16 protein-coding genes are annotated in these 16,881 nt (G+C 71.6%); 8 read left to right on the forward strand and 8 right to left on the reverse strand.

Going from position 1 to position 16,881, the window contains the following annotated elements; translation table 11 throughout:
* Positions 1-122: 122 nt before the first annotated feature.
* Positions 123-1,424, reverse strand: a complete 1,302-nt coding sequence (locus tag ACFY00_RS05135) for a M18 family aminopeptidase (protein WP_388027381.1) — start codon at positions 1,422-1,424, stop codon at positions 123-125.
* A 249-nt stretch (positions 1,425-1,673) separates the two neighbouring features.
* Positions 1,674-3,503 carry an acyl-CoA dehydrogenase gene (locus ACFY00_RS05140; RefSeq protein ID WP_388027384.1) on the reverse strand — a complete coding sequence of 610 codons (1,830 nt, stop codon included), beginning with the start codon at positions 3,501-3,503 and terminating at the stop codon, positions 1,674-1,676.
* A 214-nt stretch (positions 3,504-3,717) separates the two neighbouring features.
* Between ACFY00_RS05140 and ACFY00_RS05145 the strand changes: the two genes are divergently transcribed.
* Both ACFY00_RS05145 and ACFY00_RS05150 read left to right on the forward strand, forming a co-directional pair.
* A complete protein-coding gene (locus ACFY00_RS05145; RefSeq protein ID WP_030459265.1) occupies positions 3,718-4,206 on the forward strand; it encodes an SseB family protein in 489 nt (162 codons plus the stop codon).
* A 137-nt stretch (positions 4,207-4,343) separates the two neighbouring features.
* Positions 4,344-5,300 (forward strand): pirin family protein, encoded by a 957-nt coding sequence (locus ACFY00_RS05150; RefSeq protein WP_388027386.1) that lies wholly within the window; start codon positions 4,344-4,346, stop codon positions 5,298-5,300.
* Positions 5,301-5,390: 90 nt separating this feature from the next.
* On the opposite strand, the gene ACFY00_RS05155 is transcribed toward ACFY00_RS05150, so the two are convergent.
* From ACFY00_RS05155 to ACFY00_RS05175, 5 genes are all read right to left on the reverse strand, one after another.
* Positions 5,391-7,112, reverse strand: coding sequence for a carbamoyltransferase (locus ACFY00_RS05155; RefSeq protein ID WP_388027388.1), 1,722 nt, complete (start codon positions 7,110-7,112; stop codon positions 5,391-5,393).
* Positions 7,109-8,341 (reverse strand): serine--tRNA ligase, encoded by a 1,233-nt coding sequence (serS, locus tag ACFY00_RS05160; protein ID WP_388027389.1) that lies wholly within the window; start codon positions 8,339-8,341, stop codon positions 7,109-7,111. Before serS ends, ACFY00_RS05155 begins: the two co-directional genes overlap by 4 nt.
* Positions 8,334-9,158 carry a hypothetical protein gene (locus ACFY00_RS05165; protein ID WP_388027392.1) on the reverse strand — a complete coding sequence of 275 codons (825 nt, stop codon included), beginning with the start codon at positions 9,156-9,158 and terminating at the stop codon, positions 8,334-8,336. Before ACFY00_RS05165 ends, serS begins: the two co-directional genes overlap by 8 nt.
* Positions 9,155-10,258, reverse strand: coding sequence for a radical SAM protein (locus ACFY00_RS05170; protein ID WP_388027393.1), 1,104 nt, complete (start codon positions 10,256-10,258; stop codon positions 9,155-9,157). Before ACFY00_RS05170 ends, ACFY00_RS05165 begins: the two co-directional genes overlap by 4 nt.
* A gap of 250 nt (positions 10,259-10,508) precedes the next feature.
* Positions 10,509-11,078 carry an ATP-binding protein gene (locus ACFY00_RS05175; protein WP_388027395.1) on the reverse strand — a complete coding sequence of 190 codons (570 nt, stop codon included), beginning with the start codon at positions 11,076-11,078 and terminating at the stop codon, positions 10,509-10,511.
* A gap of 241 nt (positions 11,079-11,319) precedes the next feature.
* On the opposite strand from ACFY00_RS05175, the gene ACFY00_RS05180 reads away from it, so the two are divergent.
* The 6 genes from ACFY00_RS05180 to ACFY00_RS05205 all read left to right on the forward strand — a co-directional run bounded on the left by ACFY00_RS05180 (position 11,320) and on the right by ACFY00_RS05205 (position 15,858).
* Positions 11,320-12,093 carry an aminotransferase class IV family protein gene (locus tag ACFY00_RS05180; RefSeq protein WP_388027397.1) on the forward strand — a complete coding sequence of 258 codons (774 nt, stop codon included), beginning with the start codon at positions 11,320-11,322 and terminating at the stop codon, positions 12,091-12,093.
* A 52-nt stretch (positions 12,094-12,145) separates the two neighbouring features.
* Positions 12,146-13,072, forward strand: coding sequence for an SUMF1/EgtB/PvdO family nonheme iron enzyme (locus ACFY00_RS05185; RefSeq protein ID WP_388027399.1), 927 nt, complete (start codon positions 12,146-12,148; stop codon positions 13,070-13,072).
* Between the two features lie 24 nt (positions 13,073-13,096).
* The gene (locus tag ACFY00_RS05190; RefSeq protein WP_388027402.1) at positions 13,097-13,264 is read left to right on the forward strand and encodes an excalibur calcium-binding domain-containing protein; all 168 of its coding nucleotides are present in this window, start codon (positions 13,097-13,099) and stop codon (positions 13,262-13,264) included.
* A 143-nt stretch (positions 13,265-13,407) separates the two neighbouring features.
* On the forward strand, positions 13,408-13,911 hold the full coding sequence (locus ACFY00_RS05195; RefSeq protein WP_388027404.1) for a SigE family RNA polymerase sigma factor: 504 nt from the start codon (positions 13,408-13,410) through the stop codon (positions 13,909-13,911).
* A 105-nt stretch (positions 13,912-14,016) separates the two neighbouring features.
* Positions 14,017-14,889, forward strand: coding sequence for a hypothetical protein (locus ACFY00_RS05200; RefSeq protein WP_388027405.1), 873 nt, complete (start codon positions 14,017-14,019; stop codon positions 14,887-14,889).
* A 315-nt stretch (positions 14,890-15,204) separates the two neighbouring features.
* On the forward strand, positions 15,205-15,858 hold the full coding sequence (locus ACFY00_RS05205; protein ID WP_388027407.1) for a class I SAM-dependent methyltransferase: 654 nt from the start codon (positions 15,205-15,207) through the stop codon (positions 15,856-15,858).
* A gap of 26 nt (positions 15,859-15,884) precedes the next feature.
* On the opposite strand, the gene ACFY00_RS05210 is transcribed toward ACFY00_RS05205, so the two are convergent.
* Positions 15,885-16,787, reverse strand: a complete 903-nt coding sequence (locus tag ACFY00_RS05210) for a hypothetical protein (RefSeq protein ID WP_388027409.1) — start codon at positions 16,785-16,787, stop codon at positions 15,885-15,887.
* Positions 16,788-16,881: the final 94 nt, after the last annotated feature.

The following is a 16,881-nucleotide window of genomic DNA, read 5'->3' on the forward strand; positions in this document are numbered from 1 at the left end:
GGGGGGGGGGGGGGGGGGGGGGGGGGGGGGGGGGGGGGGGGGGGGGGGGGGGGGGGGGTGGGGGGGGGGGGGGGGGGGGGGGGGGCCCCGGCGCCCCCCCCCCCCGTCCGCCCGGAGGCCGCTCAGCCCTCCAGGAAGGCCTTGATCGCGCTCGCCAGGTAGTGCGGGTCCTCCGCGCCGCACAGCTCGCGGGCGGAGTGCATGGACAGCGCGGCGATGCCGCAGTCCACCGTGGTGATGCCGAGCCGGGCCGCGGTGATCGGGCCGATCGTGGTGCCGCAGGGCATCGCGTTGTTGGAGACGAAGGACTGCCACGGCACGCCGGCCTTCTCGCAGGCGGCGGCGAACACCGCCCGGCCGACCCCGTCGGTGGCGTACCGGTTGTTGACGTTGACCTTGAGGATCGGGCCGCCGTTGGGCATCGGGTGGTGGCCGGGCTCGTGCCGCTCGCTGTAGTTCGGGTGCACGGCGTGGCCCATGTCGGAGGACAGGCAGACGGTGCCGGCCAGCGCGCGGGCGCGGTCCTCGAAGCCGCCGCCGCGGGCGTGGCAGGAGCGCTCCAGCACGTTGCCCAGCAGCGGGCTCTGCGCACCGGTGTCGGACTCGCTGCCGGTCTCCTCGTGGTCGAACGCGGCCAGCACCGGGATGTACGGCAGCTCGCCGCCCGCCTCGGCGACGGCGGCCAGCGCGGCGGTGGCCGCGTGCACGGACAGCTGGTTGTCCAGCCGCGGCCCGGCCAGCAGCTCGCGGTCGCGCCCGAGGTAGGCGGGCGGCTGGATGTCGTGCGCCATCAGGTCCCAGCCGGTGATATCGGCGGCGGCCAGGCCGGCCTTCTCCGCGACGTACTCCAGCAGGGCGCCCTCGCTGGTGCCGCCGATGCCCCAGATCGGCGTCAGGTGGCGCTGGCGGTCGAGCTTGAGGCCGTCGTTGACCCCGCGGTCGAGGTGGATGGCGAGCTGCGGGACGCGCAGCAGCGGCTCGTCCAGGTGCACCAGCCGGGTGCCGCCGTCGCGCAGCGCGAGTCGGCCGGACAGCCCCAGGTCCCGGTCGAGCCAGGTGTTGAGCGGGACGCCGCCGTAGATCTCCACGGCGACCTGCCGCCAGCCGGCCGAACTGGTGTCGGGCACCGGTTTGACCCGCAGGTTCGGCGAGTCCGTGTGCGTGCCGACCACCCGGTACGGCGTCGCCGCCGTCGCGTTCTCCGGCACGTACCAGGCGATCATCGCGCCGCCGCGCACCAGGTAGCGGCCCCCGCTGCCGCCCTCCCAGGCGTCCGTCTCGCTGACCCGGCGGAAGCCGACCCGCTCCAGCCGCTCGGCCGCGCTCGCCACCGCGTGGTACGGGGACGGGGAGGCGGCGAGGAAGGCGATCAGGTCGTCCGTGTGCTTCCGGTCGAAGTGGGCCGTGCGGGCGGCGGTCGACATTTTGCTCCTGGGTAGAAGGCGGGGCGGGCCTGGTGGGGTTGCGGGTCCGCACCATGAGCATATGCCCGTACACGGACAGGGCCGCGGGAAGTCCGCAACGGTGACACAACGGTGAACCCAGCGCGACACAACGCGGCCCGGCCCCGCCGGAGCGGGTCCCGGAACGACGCCGCGGGGCCCGGTGCAGTACCGGGCCCCGCGGGGTGAGGGTGGGTCAGGCGGTCCTGTGGGGGCGCCGGATCGACCGGGTCAGAACGCCTCTTCGGCCAGCTCCATCAGCTCGTTGTCGACGGCCTCGGCGATCTGGCGCTGCGCGGCGGTGGTCGGCAGCACGGTGCGGGCGAAGTGCTTGGCGGCGGCGACCTTGCCCCGGTAGAACGGGACGTCCTTCCCGGAGGCGCCGGCCTCCAGCTTGGCGAGGGCCACCGCGGCCTGGCGCAGCAGCAGCCAGCCGACCACCACGTCGCCGGAGACCATCAGCAGGCGGGTGGTGTTCTGGCCCACCTTGTACATGTTCTTGACGTCCTGCTCGACCGCGGTCAGGTCGGCGATCAGCTTGCCGACGATGGCCTCCAGGTCGCCCGCGGCCTTGGCCAGCAGGTCGCGCTCGGCGGCCAGCTCGGCGCCGCCCTCGCCGGTGGCGAGGAACTTGGCGATCTGCTCGTTGACCGCGGTCAGCGCCTGGCCGCCGTCCTTGACGATCTTCCGGAAGAAGAAGTCCTGGCCCTGGATGGCGGTGGTGCCCTCGTACAGGGTGTCGATCTTGGCGTCCCGGATGTACTGCTCGATCGGGTACTCCTGCAGGTAGCCGGAGCCGCCGAAGGTCTGCAGCGACTGGGCGAGCTGCTCGTAGGACTTCTCCGAGCCGTAGCCCTTCACGATCGGCAGCAGCAGGTCGTTCAGGCGCTCGGCGGCGGCGTCGTGCTCGCCGCGCAGGCGGGCGGCCAGCATGTCGTCCTGGACCGAGGCGGTGAACAGCACGAGGGCGCGCATGCCCTCGGCGTACGCCTTCTGGGTCAGCAGCGAGCGGCGCACGTCGGGGTGGTGGGTGATGGTGACGCGCGGCGCGGTCTTGTCCATGAACTGCGAGATGTCGGCGCCCTGCACGCGCTCCTTGGCGTACTCCAGCGCGTTCAGGTAGCCGGTGGACAGGGTGGCGATGGCCTTCGTGCCGACCATCATCCGGGCGAACTCGATGATCTTGAACATCTGGCGGATGCCGTCGACGGTCTCGCCGAGCAGCCAGCCCTTGGCCGGGTGCTTGGCGCCGAAGGTCATCTCGCAGGTGTTGGACGCCTTGAGGCCCATCTTGTGCTCGACGTTGGTGGCGTAGACGCCGTTGCGCTCGCCGAGCTCGCCGGTCTCCCAGTCGAAGTCGAACTTCGGCACGATGTACAGGCCCAGGCCCTTGGTGCCCGGCTTGCCGCCCTCGGGGCGGGCCAGCACCAGGTGGATGATGTTCTCGGACATGTCGTGCTCGCCCGAGGTGATGAAGCGCTTGACGCCCTCGATGTGCCAGGAGCCGTCCTCCTGCTTGATCGCCTTGGTGCGGCCCGCGCCCACGTCGGAGCCCGCGTCCGGCTCGGTCAGCACCATGGTGGCGCCCCACAGCCGCTCGACCATGCGCTGGGCGACCTTCTGCTGCTCCTCGGTGCCCTCGTCGTAGACGACGCCGGCGAAGGCCGGGCCGGAGGAGTACATCCAGATCGCCGGGTTGGAGCCGAGGACCTGCTCCGCGTACGCCCAGACCAGGGAGTTCGGGGTGACCTGGCCGCCGATGCCCTCCGGGATGCCCAGGCGCCACCACTCGGCGTCCATGAAGGTCTGGTAGCTCTTCTTGAAGGTCTCCGGGATCGGAGCGGTGTTGGTCTCCGGGTCGAACACCGGCGGGTTGCGGTCGGCGTCGACGAACGAGGCGGCGAGGTCGTTCTCGGCCAGCCGGGCGATCTCGCCGAGGATGTTCTTCGCGGTGTCGACGTCCATCTCGGCGAACGGACCGGTGCCGTACACCTGGTCGCGGCCGAACACCTCGAAGAGGTTGAACTCCACGTCCCGCAGGTTGGACTTGTAGTGACCCATGACCGTTTCTCCGGTTCGTCTGCTCCACGGGCGGCCGCATTCCGGCGCACCGCTTACCCACCAGTACGCCCCATGATGCTACCCGTTGGTAACTTGTTCAAGCCCCCTGACGTGACGGGGCTATGAACGTGGTCACGTCCCACAATGGCGCCCCGGCCGGGATTGTGCGGATCACCCGCCCCCAAGCGGGGCGCGGCCCGATAGCCTTGTCCCCGTGTACGGCTACGAGCAGAGCGCCTACCAGGACCCCTACCAGCAGCAGATGCAGCAGGGGATGTCCGGCATGCCCGGCCCCGGGTACGGCGACCCGCAGGCCGCCCAGCAGTCGCTCTACCCCGAGCCCTCCCCGCCCTCCCTGGCGGACGCGGTGCGCGCCTTCACCACCGGCGCCATGCCCGTGGAGGACTTCCAGGCCATCTTCATCACCTCCAAGGTGTACTGCCCGCGCGGCGACCGCCCCGGCTTCCTGGCCCTGCACAACACCCCGACCCCGGTGATCCCGATGTTCAGCTCGCTCAAGGAGCTGAAGCGGTACGCGGGCAAGGAGTCCAAGCACTTCTCGGTGACCGGCGCCGAGGTCCTCGACCTGCTGCCCACCGGGTACGGCTTCGCCCTCGACATGGAGGGCGAGCACCGGATGGTCTTCGACGCCCGCGCGGTCGAGCAGATGGTGGACTTCACCATGCGCCGCATGTACGGCTGACCCGACCGCCCCCACCCCTCCCCGCGGTTCCGCCCGAGCGGGAATGCGTCCATGTAGTTCAACGTTCAACCTTGCGAGTGGTTGAGAATTGAACTACTGTGGTGGACGTAGGCCACAGACCGCCGAAGGAGGCCGACATGCCCGCCGTGACCGTCGAGAACCCGCTGATCCTGCCGCGCATCGCGACCCCGGCCGAGGGCGCCGCCCCCCGCCCGGTGCTGACCGTCGCCACCGCCCCGGAGGGCTTCGAGGGCGAGGGCTTCCCGGTCCGCCGCGCCTTCGCCAAGATCAACCAGAAGTTCCTGGACCCGTTCATCATGATGGACCAGATGGGCGAGGTGGACTACCAGGCGGGCGAGCCCAAGGGCACCCCCTGGCACCCGCACCGGGGCTTCGAGACCGTCACCTACATCATCGACGGCACCTTCATCCACCGTGACTCGCACGGCGGCGGCGGCACCATCACCGACGGCGACACCCAGTGGATGACCGCGGGCTCCGGCCTGCTGCACATCGAGACCCCGCCGGAGTCGCTGGTCATGTCCGGCGGCATCTTCCACGGCCTCCAGCTCTGGGTGAACCTGCCCGCCTCCGACAAGATGATCACGCCGAAGTACCAGGACATCCGCGGCGGCAGCGTCAAGCTCCTCGCCTCGGCCGACGGCGGCGGCCTCCTGCGGGTCATCGCCGGCGAACTCGACGGCCACCAGGGCCCCGGCACCACCCACACCCCCATCACGATGATCCACGTCTCCGTGAACCCCGGCGCCCAGGTCACCCTGCCCTGGCGCCCGGACTTCAACGCCCTCGCCTACGGCCTGGCCGGCAGCGGCTCGGCGGGCGAGGAACGGCGTCCGTTCCGCATGGGCCAGGCCGTGGTCTTCGGCGACGGCGACAGCCTCACCATCCGCGCCGACGAGAAGCAGGACTCCCGCTCGGCCAACTTCGAGGTCGTCCTCCTCGGCGGCCTCCCGATCCGCGAACCCCTCGCCTGGTACGGCCCGTTCGTGATGAACAGCCACCGCGAACTCCAGCAGGCCATGGAGGACTTCCAGGCCGGCCGCCTCGGCACCGTCCCCGCCGACGAGAACTGACCCTCGAATCAGCCTGCGTGAACCCGCCCTCCCCAGGGCGGGTTCACGCAGGCGTCGTTTTCCGCTCGGGCCGGTTCCCGGCTTTGTCCCCTAGACCGACCTGAGATCCCGAACCGTGACCACAGACGAGCCGATGACCAGCCCGTCCAGTCCGCACCTCACGAACGTGTCCACCGCGTCCTGCGGCGTGCAGACGATCGGCTCGTCAGCCCCGTTGAACGAGGTGTTGAGCAGGACCGGAACGCCGGACAGCCGGTGGTACTCCCGGATCACCCCCCAGAGGGCGGGATTGGCGGCCCGCGCGACTGTCTGTACCCGGGCGGACCCGTCGGCATGGACGATCGCCGGGATGTCCTCCCGCCGGTGCGGGCGCACCGGGGCCGTGGCGAGCATGTACGGGTAGACCAACGCCCCGGCCGGGGAGAGTTCGAAGTACTCGTCGGCGTGCTCGGCCAGGACGGCTGGCGCGAAGGGGCGGAACGCCTCGCGTTGCTTGATCATCGCGTTGATCCGCACTGCCGTCTCGGCTGAGCGGGGCGAGGCGAGGATGCTGCGGGCTCCGAGTGCGCGGGGCCCGAACTCCATGCGGCCCTGGAACCAGCCGATCACCTGCTCGCCGTGCAGCAGCCTTGCCGCCTCCCGCTGAGGGTCAGCGGTGTGCCGCACCTCGTAGCGGCCTGCCGGAAGGCTGCTGAGGGCCTTCTCGACGGCGCTGGTGGTGAACTCCGGGCCGAGGAAGGCGTTGCGGAAGGGCTGCCGTGCTGTGGAGGCGTCCGCGACCAGCGCGGCCCCGATGGACGTTCCCGCGTCGCCGGCCGCGGGTTGGACGAAGACCCGGTCGAAGCGTCCGGAGGAGACGACCGCCGCGTTGGCGACGCAGTTGAGGGCGACGCCCCCGGCGAGGCAGAGCGTTCTGCGTGGCACCAGCCGTTGGGCGTGGGCGAGGTAGGCGCCGGTCAGTTGCTCGTGGAGGTGCTGGAGGGCGTGGGCGATGTCGCGGTGGCGGTCGGTGATCTCGTCGCCGGGGTCCCGCGGTGGGCCGAGGAGTTCGACCAGGGCGGGGCTGTAGAGGGTGCGGCTCCGGCTCGGTCTGCGGTGGTGGTCGAAGTAGCGGAGGTCCAGACGCAGGCGGCCCGTGGCGGCGTCGAACCGGGCCAGCCGGGCGAGCCGTTCGCCGTAGGTGTCGCCGCCGTACGCCGCCAGGCCCATGACCTTGTACTCGTCGCTCTGCGGCCGGAAGCCGAGGTAGCGGGTGAGCGCGCTGTACAGGTAGCCGAACGAGTGCGGATAGGTGATGTGGTGACGCCTGGCCAGTTTCCCGTCCTGCCCGTCGAAGACGACGGCGGTCTCGTACTCGCCCCGGCCGTCGAGCGTGACGACGAGCGCGTCGTCGAACGGCGAGACGTGGTACGCGCTGGCCGCGTGCGCCCGGTGGTGGGGCACGGGTATGAGCGGCAGGTTCTTCGGTAGGAGGCCGCTGTCGCGGATGGCGGCCGGCAGCCGTCGGCGCTTGCGGTACTTGTCGAGGTCGGAGAGCAGGGATCCGATCGAGGCGGCCGTGCCGTGGCGGAGGTTGGAGGGGGCGAGGAGCAGGTGGAGCTTCGGGTCCACGAAGAGGGCCACCTGGTCGAGGTCGTCAGCGCGGGCGCCGACCAGGTCGAGGCAGGCTCGGATCGCGCGCCCGGGGAACGCCTTGGTGTTCTTGATCCGGTTCAGGCGCTCCTCTTCGACGGCGGCGGCCACCGTTCCGTCGTGAACGATGGCCGCCGCCGCGTCGTGGGTGCCGAAGTTCAGCCCCAGCGTCAGGGTCAATCCCGCCTGCCGATCCATTCCTGGCCGCCGAGGTAAGGGCGGAGCGCCTTGGGGATGTAGATCGTGCCGTCGGCCTGGACGTGGTTCTCCAGGATGGCCAGGGCGGCGCGGTCGGTGATGCCGGTCGAGGAGATGGTGTGCGGGAGGACGGTCTTGCCGTCCCCGTCCTTGAACCGGATCTTGAAGCGACGGGACTGGTAGTCCCACAGGTTCGAGTTGGAGTGCGTCTCGCGGTACATGCCGAAGGACGGGAACCACGCCTCGGTGTCGTACTTCTTGTACGTGGGCGCGCCCATGTCACCCAGGCACACGCGCACGACGCGGTACGGCAGTTCGAGGCCGTCGAGGATGTCCTCCACGTTGCGCTGGCACTCGTTCAGCCAGTGCTCGGACTGGTCCGGGTGGCACAGGACGATCTGCTCGACCTTGTGGAACTGGTGCGCGCGGAAGCCGCCGCGGTTGGTCCGGCCCGCCGCGCCGGCCTCGGTCCGGAAGCACGGGGAGAACGCCGCCACCTGGATCGGCAGCTCCTCGGGGTCGAGGATGGTGTCGCCGTAGAAGCCGATCAGGGTCTGTTCGGTGGTGCCGATCAGCGACAGGTCGGTGCCCTGCACGCGGTACAGCTGGTCCTCGAAGAACGGCAGGAAGCCGGTGCCGAAGAAGGTGCGCTCGCGGGCCATGAGCGGGGTGAGCATCGGGGAGAAGCCGCGCTGGACCAGGAGGTCCTGGACGTAGGAGAACATCGCCCAGGCAAGGCGGGCTCCGTCGCCCTTCCAGTAGTAGAAGCCGGAGCCGGACACCTCGGCGGCGCGCTTGAGGTCGAAGATGCCCAGGCGCTCGCCGATGACCTCGTGGGCTCGGGCCTCGTCGGTCGGCTCCGCCGCGCCGACACGGCGCAGCTCGACGTTCCCCTCGTCGTCGTCGCCCACGGGGGTGTCGTCCGGGAAGATGTTCGGCACCCGGACCCACAGCTCGTCGCGCTCGGCCTGGAGGTCCCGCACGCGGTCGTTGGCGGCCTGCACGCGGTTCTTCAACTCCCGCGCGGCCTCGATGTCCGCGCCCTTGCCGAGCTTCTTCTGCTGGGAGCGCAGCTCCTCGGCCCGGGTCTGCTCCTGGCGGAGCTCCGCGTCCACGGCGATCAGCCGGTCGACGTCGACGTCGGAACTCTTCGCCCGTGCGGTACGACGCACGAGGTCGGGGTCGGTTCGCAGCAGGGCGATGTCAATCACGGGAAACTCTCTCCTTGGGATCGGTCCGGCCAGTGTAGAGATCCCGGCCTCTTGATCGTTCCGACTTGCGAACGGTGTCGACCACCTCCCTGACGTGTTCGGGAGAGGACATGGTCACGGCGACGGCACTGACGCGCGGGTCGTCGAGCGCCCAGGCCAGAGGTCGGAGCCGTGCGTCCGGGGTCGGTGCGAGCACGTCGACCAGGGCTCCGCGGTTGAGGGGCGACATGCCGATGAACGGCTTGCCCGCCCGCTCGACCCGGGCGAGGTACGAGCGCGCCCACGGTGAGGAGAGGTGGTACTGCGTGGCGACGGCGCCGATGGCCTCCTCGCGCAGGGCTGCGGCGAGCGCCTCCGGGCCGTGGCAGTAGGCGTACACCGCGTCCACGCGGCCGGAGGCGAACGCGACCCGGGCGCCGGTGCGGAAGAAAGCGCCCAGGGCCCGGCGGTCGTGGAGGAGCGCGGTGCGGCCGGTGCGTTTCAGGTCGATCTCCAGCACGACCGCGCTGATCCGCCGGATGCCCAGTCGGCCGGCGGAGACCTCGATGGCGGTGTTGACGCGGCCTTCGAGGTCCCCCTGCAGCGGGCACTCGGCCTTGACCAGGTGGCGGAGGCCGGGGATCGGCTCCGTGCTGTCCAACACCTCGCGCACGGCCCACTGCGTGTCCAGGTTCGGGTTCGAGTGGATCAGCCGGACGCCGGACTGGAGCGCCGTGCGCAGTGCGGCGATGCCGGGGCCCGAGTCCTTCCCGGGGAACAGGCGGCCGGCCACGAAGGTGGACGTGCCGAAGCACAGGCGCTCCAGTCCAGCGGTCACGCCTGCCCCTGGGCTTCCATCTGCTCACGGGTGAGGATGGTGCGGAAGTGCGCGATGGTCTTCTGCTCGCCGACGACCTTGTCGAAGCGGAGTTCGCCGAGCTGGTCGCGGTAGTGCTTGCGGTTGGGGTTGTCGACGTCGAACTGCTCGCTGTCGCGGTACCCGGTCAGCCGCTTGAAGGTCTCGCGCTTCTCGTCGAGGGTCATCCCCCACAGGACGGGCGGGTTCTTCTGGCTGATGCAGATCGTCGCCATGCCGTTCGGGCTGATGCGGAGCTTCCAGCACCCGCCGCACGGGTAGTCCCAGGAGAACATCGCCAGTACGGCGACCTTCACCCCGGTGTCGCCGATCTCGTAGTAGTTGTAGCTGGGGTTGTCGCCCTCGATCCCCTCGCGCCGGACGGGCTTGAGTTCCCCGGCCTGGGCGAGGGAGTCCAGGATGGCCGACTCCTCCACGAACTGGTCCTTCCAGAACGCCTCGCCCTCGGAGCCGAGTTGGGCAGGGTTCGAGGGGAAGAACTGGTTCAGCTTGATCGCCAGCTGTCCGGCCCCGCCGCTGTTGTTGAGGGTGCGGGCGTAGTCGATGAAGGCCGGGAGCTCGTGCAGGGTGTCGCGCATGGTGACGCACGAGATCTTGGTGAGCGTCGGCAGCAGTTCGACGGAGCGTTCGATGCTGCGGAGGGTGTCGCCGTGGAAGCCGCGGCGGGTGATGAAGAGGTTCCGTTGCTCGTCGAGGGTGTCGATGCTGATGATCGCCCGGGTGAGGCCGGCGTCGATGGCCTCCTCGATGAAGTGGTGCAGTCGGTAGCCGTTGGTCGTGACGATCTGCTGGGTGAAGCCGATCTCCTTCGCGGCCCGGAGCAGGTCCACGAAGTCCCGGCGGACGGTCGGCTCGCCCCCGGTGTAGTGGATCCGGGTGAACCCGATGTCGTGCGCCGCCTGGAGGACTTCGACGGCCTCCTCCAGCGAGGGCTGGACGATGACGCCCTGCTTGCCCTCGGGCAGGCAGTACTGGCAGCGGATGTTGCAACGGGACGTGATTCCGAACCGGAGGTTCCACTTGCGCATGCCCGGCGAGTACCGGTTGTCCATCACCTTCATGGCGCGTCTGCCTTTCGGTCGTCGAGTCGAGCTGCACGTGCGTCCTGCGATTGCCCCTCCGGCATCAACTCGCCTTTTCTGGGAGGAGAGTTGCTGATTCCGGAGGTGGGTGAGCACCCTCGCCGCCCGTCCGCGGTCGGTGGGCATCGAGTCCGCGTCGGGGAAGCGAGGGTGCTCGGAGTGGCCGTCGGCGCGGGGCTCGACGCCAGCCACTCGCTCATGGGCCCACTGCGCGTGGGCGGTTCCCGCGTCAGAGTCCGCGGAGCCCGACAGGGGCTCGGGCCACCACCAGCGGCGTGTCCTCGTCGGACCGCCCGACCCCGCCCGCGCTGTCGGCACTGCCGTGGCTCTTCGTGCGGTCGTCCGCGAGCCCGGGGGCTCGGCCGACGACCGTCAACTCCGACCGGGCGATCTTGCCGTCGGGCTCGGGCGGGCAGTAGTACCCCCATCGCTCGCTCCGCGCCTCGACCGGGAAGACGCCCCGGCCGCTCTCCGCCTCCTCCCCTGCCTTCTTGACCAGCGACGGTCGGCTGTCGTGGTCCTGGACCTGCGGGAGGAGCCGCCCGCCGCCGAGCTGGAGCGTCAGGGCGACCGTGCACGCCGGCGACAGTGGCGAGTACGGGGAGACTTCCTGATCGGCTTGCGTGTGCCGCACGGCGTTGGTGAGCAGCTCGGACACGATGAGTCGGGCCGTGTCGATGGTGTCAGCCGGGACCCACCGGTGGCGGAGCACCTCGGCGGTGTGCCGTCGGGCCCACCCGACCGCGTCCGGGGTGTCGGCCGGCGCCAACTGGCTTAAACAGGGTCGTACGTGTGCCACGCGGATCCTCCCAGGTCGGGAGCTGCTCGGGGGTGGAGGCTCGCCTCGCGGTTCCGGTCCAGAGGGTGTGGACCGTGAACCGGCCGACCGGGAGCCGACTTTGTGCGACCAGGCTGGCGCTGGAGGTGACCGGGCCGGTACGTCCTGGCACCGCCCCGAACCTGAACTTTCACCGAACTTCGACTCCCGGCCGACTGGAACCATGCCCCGCCCCTCGGTGGCCGGTGCCATGCTTGGCGCCATGGCGGAACTGAACGGAAGCCCGATCAGCCTGGAGCACCTCCAGGCCCTTGCCCTGACGAACTACGGGCACTTCACCTCGATCCGTGTCGAGGACGGCCGGGTGCGCGGCCTCGCCCTCCACCTGGAGCGCCTGGCCCGTGACTGCCGCGCCGTCTTCGACACCGACCTCGACCTCGACCGCGTCCGGGACTTCGCCCGCCGCGCCGTACCGTCCTCCGGGGGCTGCGTGGTCCGGGTGACGGTCTTCGATCCCGCCCTCGACCTCGGGCACGTCGGCAACGACGCCCATCCGCACGTACTGGTGACCACCCGACCTGCCGGCCCGCTGCCCCTCCCCGCCATGCGCGTCCAGTCCGTGGTCTACACCCGTGACCTGCCGGCCGTGAAGAGCGTCGGCCTCTTCGCCTCGCTCCGCCACCGCCGCGACGCCCAGCGGGCGGGCTTCGACGACGCGCTCTTCACCGACGCCGAGTCGGTGATCTCCGAGGGCGGCACCTGGAACGTCGGCTTCGTCAGGGGAGACCAAGTCGTCTGGCCGAACGCCGAGTGCCTGGTCGGCACCACGATGGAGTTGCTCCGCCAGGCGCACCCGTCGTCGACCGCGGCCGTCCGACTCGGCGACCTCGCCGGCTTCGACGCCGCCTTCGCCACCAACATCGGCATCGGCGTCCGGGCGATCAACGCGGTGGACGGCACGGCCTTCCCGGACACGCACCCCGTGATCGAAGAACTCCGAAAGGAGTACACGGAACTTCCGCTCGATCTACTCTAGTTGGCTCCGGCGAGGGGGCGCGGGACGCGAAGGTGTGGGGTGGGGGGCCGCGGTGGCGACCGTAGAAGTGTGGACCGGAGCCGAGGTCAAGGCGCTCCGGCAGGCGAAGCGGATGAGCATCGAGGCGTTCGCCTGCCACCTCGGCGTCAGCGACCGCATGGTGTCGAAGTGGGAGGCGCGGGGCGCTGACATCACGCCCCGACCGGTCAACCAGGCCGCTCTCGACACGTCGCTCGCCGCGTCCGGTCCCGAGGTCCACGAGCGCTTCGTCCGCCTGACCGGCGCCTCGCCCGGAGCCCTCTCCGACCAACCCGCGGGCAGCGAGCACGCCCTGCCCCGGCAACACCAGATCAGGCACCCCGGTGACGGCAAGCGGATGGCGCTCGTCGAAGCCGGGGTGTTCCTCGCCGGCCCCGAGAAGACGCCGATCTGGCTGCCGGACTTCTACATCGACGTCTTTCCGGTCACGAACTCGGACTTCTCCCGCTTCGTCGCGGCCACCGGACACCCGGCTCCACGCCACTGGCCGAAGGGGAAGTGCCCGGACCCGCTGTTCGACCACCCCGTCGTGTTCGTCACCTGGCACGACGCCGCCGCGTACGCGCTCTGGGCGGGCAAGCTGCTGCCGACCAGCCACCAGTGGGAGAAGGCCGCCCGCGGGCCCCGGGGGGACGTGTACCCCTGGGGCGATCAGCCGACCCCGGCCAAGTGCAACAGCCGGGAGGGCGGTATCGGCCGGACGACCCCGGTCAGTCGCTTCCACAGCGGGGTCAGCGCGTACGGCGTCTACGACCTGTGCGGCAACACCTGGGAGTGGTGCGCGGACGAATCCGAACCGGGACGGCGCGAGCTGAAGGCCGGCGCGTTCACCAGCCCCTTCGCCCGGGCGACGCCGTCCGCCTTCAACGACGCCGACACGACCATGCTCGACGACGACACCGGCTTCCGATGTTGTTCCGCGGACGGCGCGCCGGGCTGAGCCAGGGCCCTTGCGGCGGCGACCGTGAGGGACGTTCGGCCCTCCGAACAGGGGGAGTACACCATCGACTTCGTCGGCGAGATCGACGACTCGGCACTCCTGCCCACCGGCGCGGCCCTTCTGTTCGTGGGACAGCCCGGTTACCGTCCCGGACTCGACCGGGACGGGGACGGGGTGGCCTGCGAGAAGTAACCGCCCGACCTGCGGGAAAGCCCGCCCCACTGCCGCACAGCGGCCGGGGGCGGGCTTTCCCGTGTTCCGGGCTCAACCTTCCGGAGGGCTCGCACATTGGGAACGGTTGACAGGGGTGGGTCGCCGGAGGGGCGGGGGAGCGGATGCGCGGGCAGGACGAGTTGAGCTTCGAGGAGTACGCGGCGACGCGCGGACGCCGGTTGTACCGGACGGCGTACCTGCTGTGCGGGGACGTCCACCGGGCCGAGGACCTGGCGCAGACGACGCTGGCCAAACTGTTCGCGCACTGGCGGCGGGCGTCGCGGATGGAACACCTCGACGCCTACGCCCGGACGGTGCTGACCCGGACGTTCCTGGCCGAACAGCGCAGACGGGCGGTGGCCCGGCGGCTCGGACTGCTGGCGTCGCGGCCCGAGAGCTCGCCCGGCGAGGACTCCGACCTGCGGGTGACGCTGATGAACGCCCTGGCCGAACTGCCGGTCCGGGCAAGGGCGATGGTGGTCCTGCGCTACTGGGAGGACCTGAGCGTGGAGACCGTCGCCGACCTGCTCGGGTGCAGCACCGGCACCGTCAAGAGCCAGTGCTCGCGCGCCCTGGCCAGGCTCCGCGAGCAGTTGGGCGAGTCCAGCCCGTACGCGACCGCCTGAGTGCCCGTCCGCACAACCCCCTTGCCGCACAAGGCACGTACGCACGAGCTCGGGTCCGCGGCGGATGCCGGATCAAAAAACAAAACACCGTGAAGGAGCTTCGACATGCAGGATCAGGAGCAGGCCCCCGGGGCCCTGTTCGTCAGAGGGGCGATGAGCCGGGCCACCGACGAGTTGGCCGAGCCGGTCGGGCTGACGGCCGGGGCGATGCGGCAGGGGCGTCGGCGGCGGCTGCGGGCGCGGCTGGCGATCGGCGGGGCGGCGGTGTGCACGGCGGCGCTGGCGGCGACGGGGCTGGCCCTCCTGCCCGAGCCCTCGGGCGGGGGGGCGGGGCCGGCGCCGTTGCAGGTCGCCGCGGCGCCGACCGCGAGCCCGCGGGCGTTCCCCACCGCGACGGTCGCCCCGACCGCGTCCCCCGACCCCTCGCAGTCCGTCCCGGTGCTCCCGGAGGCCGAGCGACTGCGGATCGAGGACTTCCGGCAGCGGAGCGCCGCCGCGCTGCAGGACCTGCTGCCACCGGAGATCGGCTCGGTCAGCCTGCTGGGCGACCGCGTCTCCGACTACCTGGGGAGGTCCGCGCGGGGCGACCTCCTGCTCCGCTTCTCGGTGCGCCCCCACAGCGACGCGGGCCCGCCGAGCACGCTCTGCGCCGATACCCCGATCGGGCAGGAGGTGCAGGTGAAGGGCTCGACCTGCAAGCGGGTCCAACTGGCCGGCGGCATCACGGGCACCGCCTGGACGGGTCTGGACAGCGACGGGCGGACCTCGACCAGCGTGGCCTTCCGGCTCGGCGGCAGCGACGTGGACCTGAGCGTCGGCCCGTACGCGTACGAGGGCGGCACCCCGCTCTCGTCCCCGCTGACGGTCGATCAGGTGGTCGCCTTCGCCCGGCAGCCCCGGGTCACGGCCCTGCTCGGCGAGGGCGACCTGCACCCGGTGGAGGCGGCCCAGGCGCACTCCACCGCGTACGAGGAGTGAGTCTCCGCACGCACCGCCCCGACCGCCCCGACGAAGGAGAGAAAGCGTTGAAGCACCGCACCGCACTGACCACCGCCCTGCTGCTGTCCGCCGCCCTGCTGGCCACCGCCGCCCCAGCGACGTCGAGAGCGTCGACGGTCGCCTGACCGTCGTCGGCACCGACTACGCCGACGTGGAGGGCAGGCGCGTGGAGCTGCCCTTCTCGGTGACCCGGTGACCTCCTGACGTCCCCTCCGGTGCAACCCTCCGGACGCGAACCCGCGTCCGGAGGGTTGCCGCGCGAACCGTCCGCGCGGCTGCGGAAGGACGGCACACGTGCACGACGACCACCCCGGCGACTACCTCGACGCCACCGTCCGGGCCTACGACCTGGACCCCGGCCGCTACGAGCGGGCCACCGCCGCCATGCTCCCCACCACCGAGATCGACGCCTTCGTCCGGCTGCTGCCCGACCCCGCCGGGCGGGTGCTGGACGTCGGCTGCGCCTTCGGCCGCGACACCGCCCTGCTCGCCGACTGCGGCCTGCGCGCCCAGGGCGTCGACCTGTCGCCCGCCTTCGTCGCCCGCGCCGCCGAACGCCGCCCCGACCTGAGCTTCCGGGTCATGGACGCCCGCCGACTCGACTTCCCGGACGGGCACTTCAGCGGCATCTGGTGCCAGGCCGTGCTGCTCCACCTCAAGGACCACGACGTCCGCACCGCCCTGGCCGGCTTCCGCCGCGTGCTGGCCCCCGGCGGCGCGCTGTTCGCCAGCTTCAAGGAGGGCGAGGGCGAGGAGCAGGTCGTCGAGCCCTTCAGCAGCGACGCGTCCCGCTTCTACCGCTACCAGTCCGCGGCCCGCGTCACCGACCTCCTCACCGGAGCGGGCTTCCGCCCCACCGCCGTCGAACGCTCCCACGAGGCCGAGCGCTACGGCCCCGGCCACCGCGACCTGACCTGGCTGCACGCCTTCGCCACCGCCCCGGCCTGAGCGGTCGGCCGCGCCCGAGCGGTCGGTCAGTCCCCGTGCTGCCGACGGGCGTTGAGCTGTTCGAGCTCGGCGAGGGCGGCGGCACCCACCTCGGCCTTGCTCCGCCCGGCGGCGGCCTCCGGATCGGCCTCCGGGTCGGGGTCGGCGTCGGCGTCGGTGCCGCGCAGGCGGCGGAGGGCCTCGGTGAGGCGGTCGGTGGCGCCGCGGAGCTGGGCGGCGCGTTCGGCGTGCAGGCCGGTCATCGGGTCGTCGACGACCGTGACCGGGATGCCGCGCTCCCGGGCGGCGGCGAGCAGCGCCTCGCCCGCCTCCGGGATCAGGGTGAGCGCGGAGGCCGCGAACAGGCCGCCCGCCAGGTTCTTCGGACGGCCGATCAGGTTCTTCGCGACGATCTCGCAGGGCAGCGAGCGCTCCTGGCGCTCGGCGGCGGCACTCGCCGCGAGGGCGACCGTGAGCAGCGCCTCGGCGGCCCTGGTGACCAGCCACTTGCGGCCGGGGAGGGGCGGCAGGAACTCGCGGATCCGGTCGACCTCGCGCTCGACCACCACGTCCGGCAGCAGGTCGACGGTGCTGTGGCAGCGGATCTCCAGGACCCTGCCCCAGGCGACCGACTCCCCGTCGAAGCCGACCTCCTCCGGCCCGACCGCGACCTGGCCGAGCCCGTCCAGCAGGTGCAGCAGCCGCACCGCCGGGCCCGGGACGTGCGGGAGGCGGCCGATCAGCCCGGCGAGCGAGACCTCCCACTCCTCCTCCGGCGGCACCCCCGGCTTCGGGTGCGTCTCCAGGGCCCGCCGCGCCCAGTCCGGCCCGACCTTGGCCCGGGCCGAGGCGACCGCCCCCGAGACCGCGCCCGTCACGGCCCCCGACACCGACCCCAGCGCCTCCCCGGCCCGCCGCCCGGCCCCCTCGCCGACCTGCCTGATCCCCACGCCGTCCTCCCCCTGCTCCGTTCCGGCCCCACCACGCTACCGGCCCGGGGTTCGTAGGCTGGGGCCGACGGGAACCATCGGAGCGAGAGGCCGG

The sequence above is a fragment of the Kitasatospora sp. NPDC001540 genome (assembly GCF_042894345.1).
Taxonomy (GTDB): domain Bacteria; phylum Actinomycetota; class Actinomycetes; order Streptomycetales; family Streptomycetaceae; genus Kitasatospora; species Kitasatospora phosalacinea_C.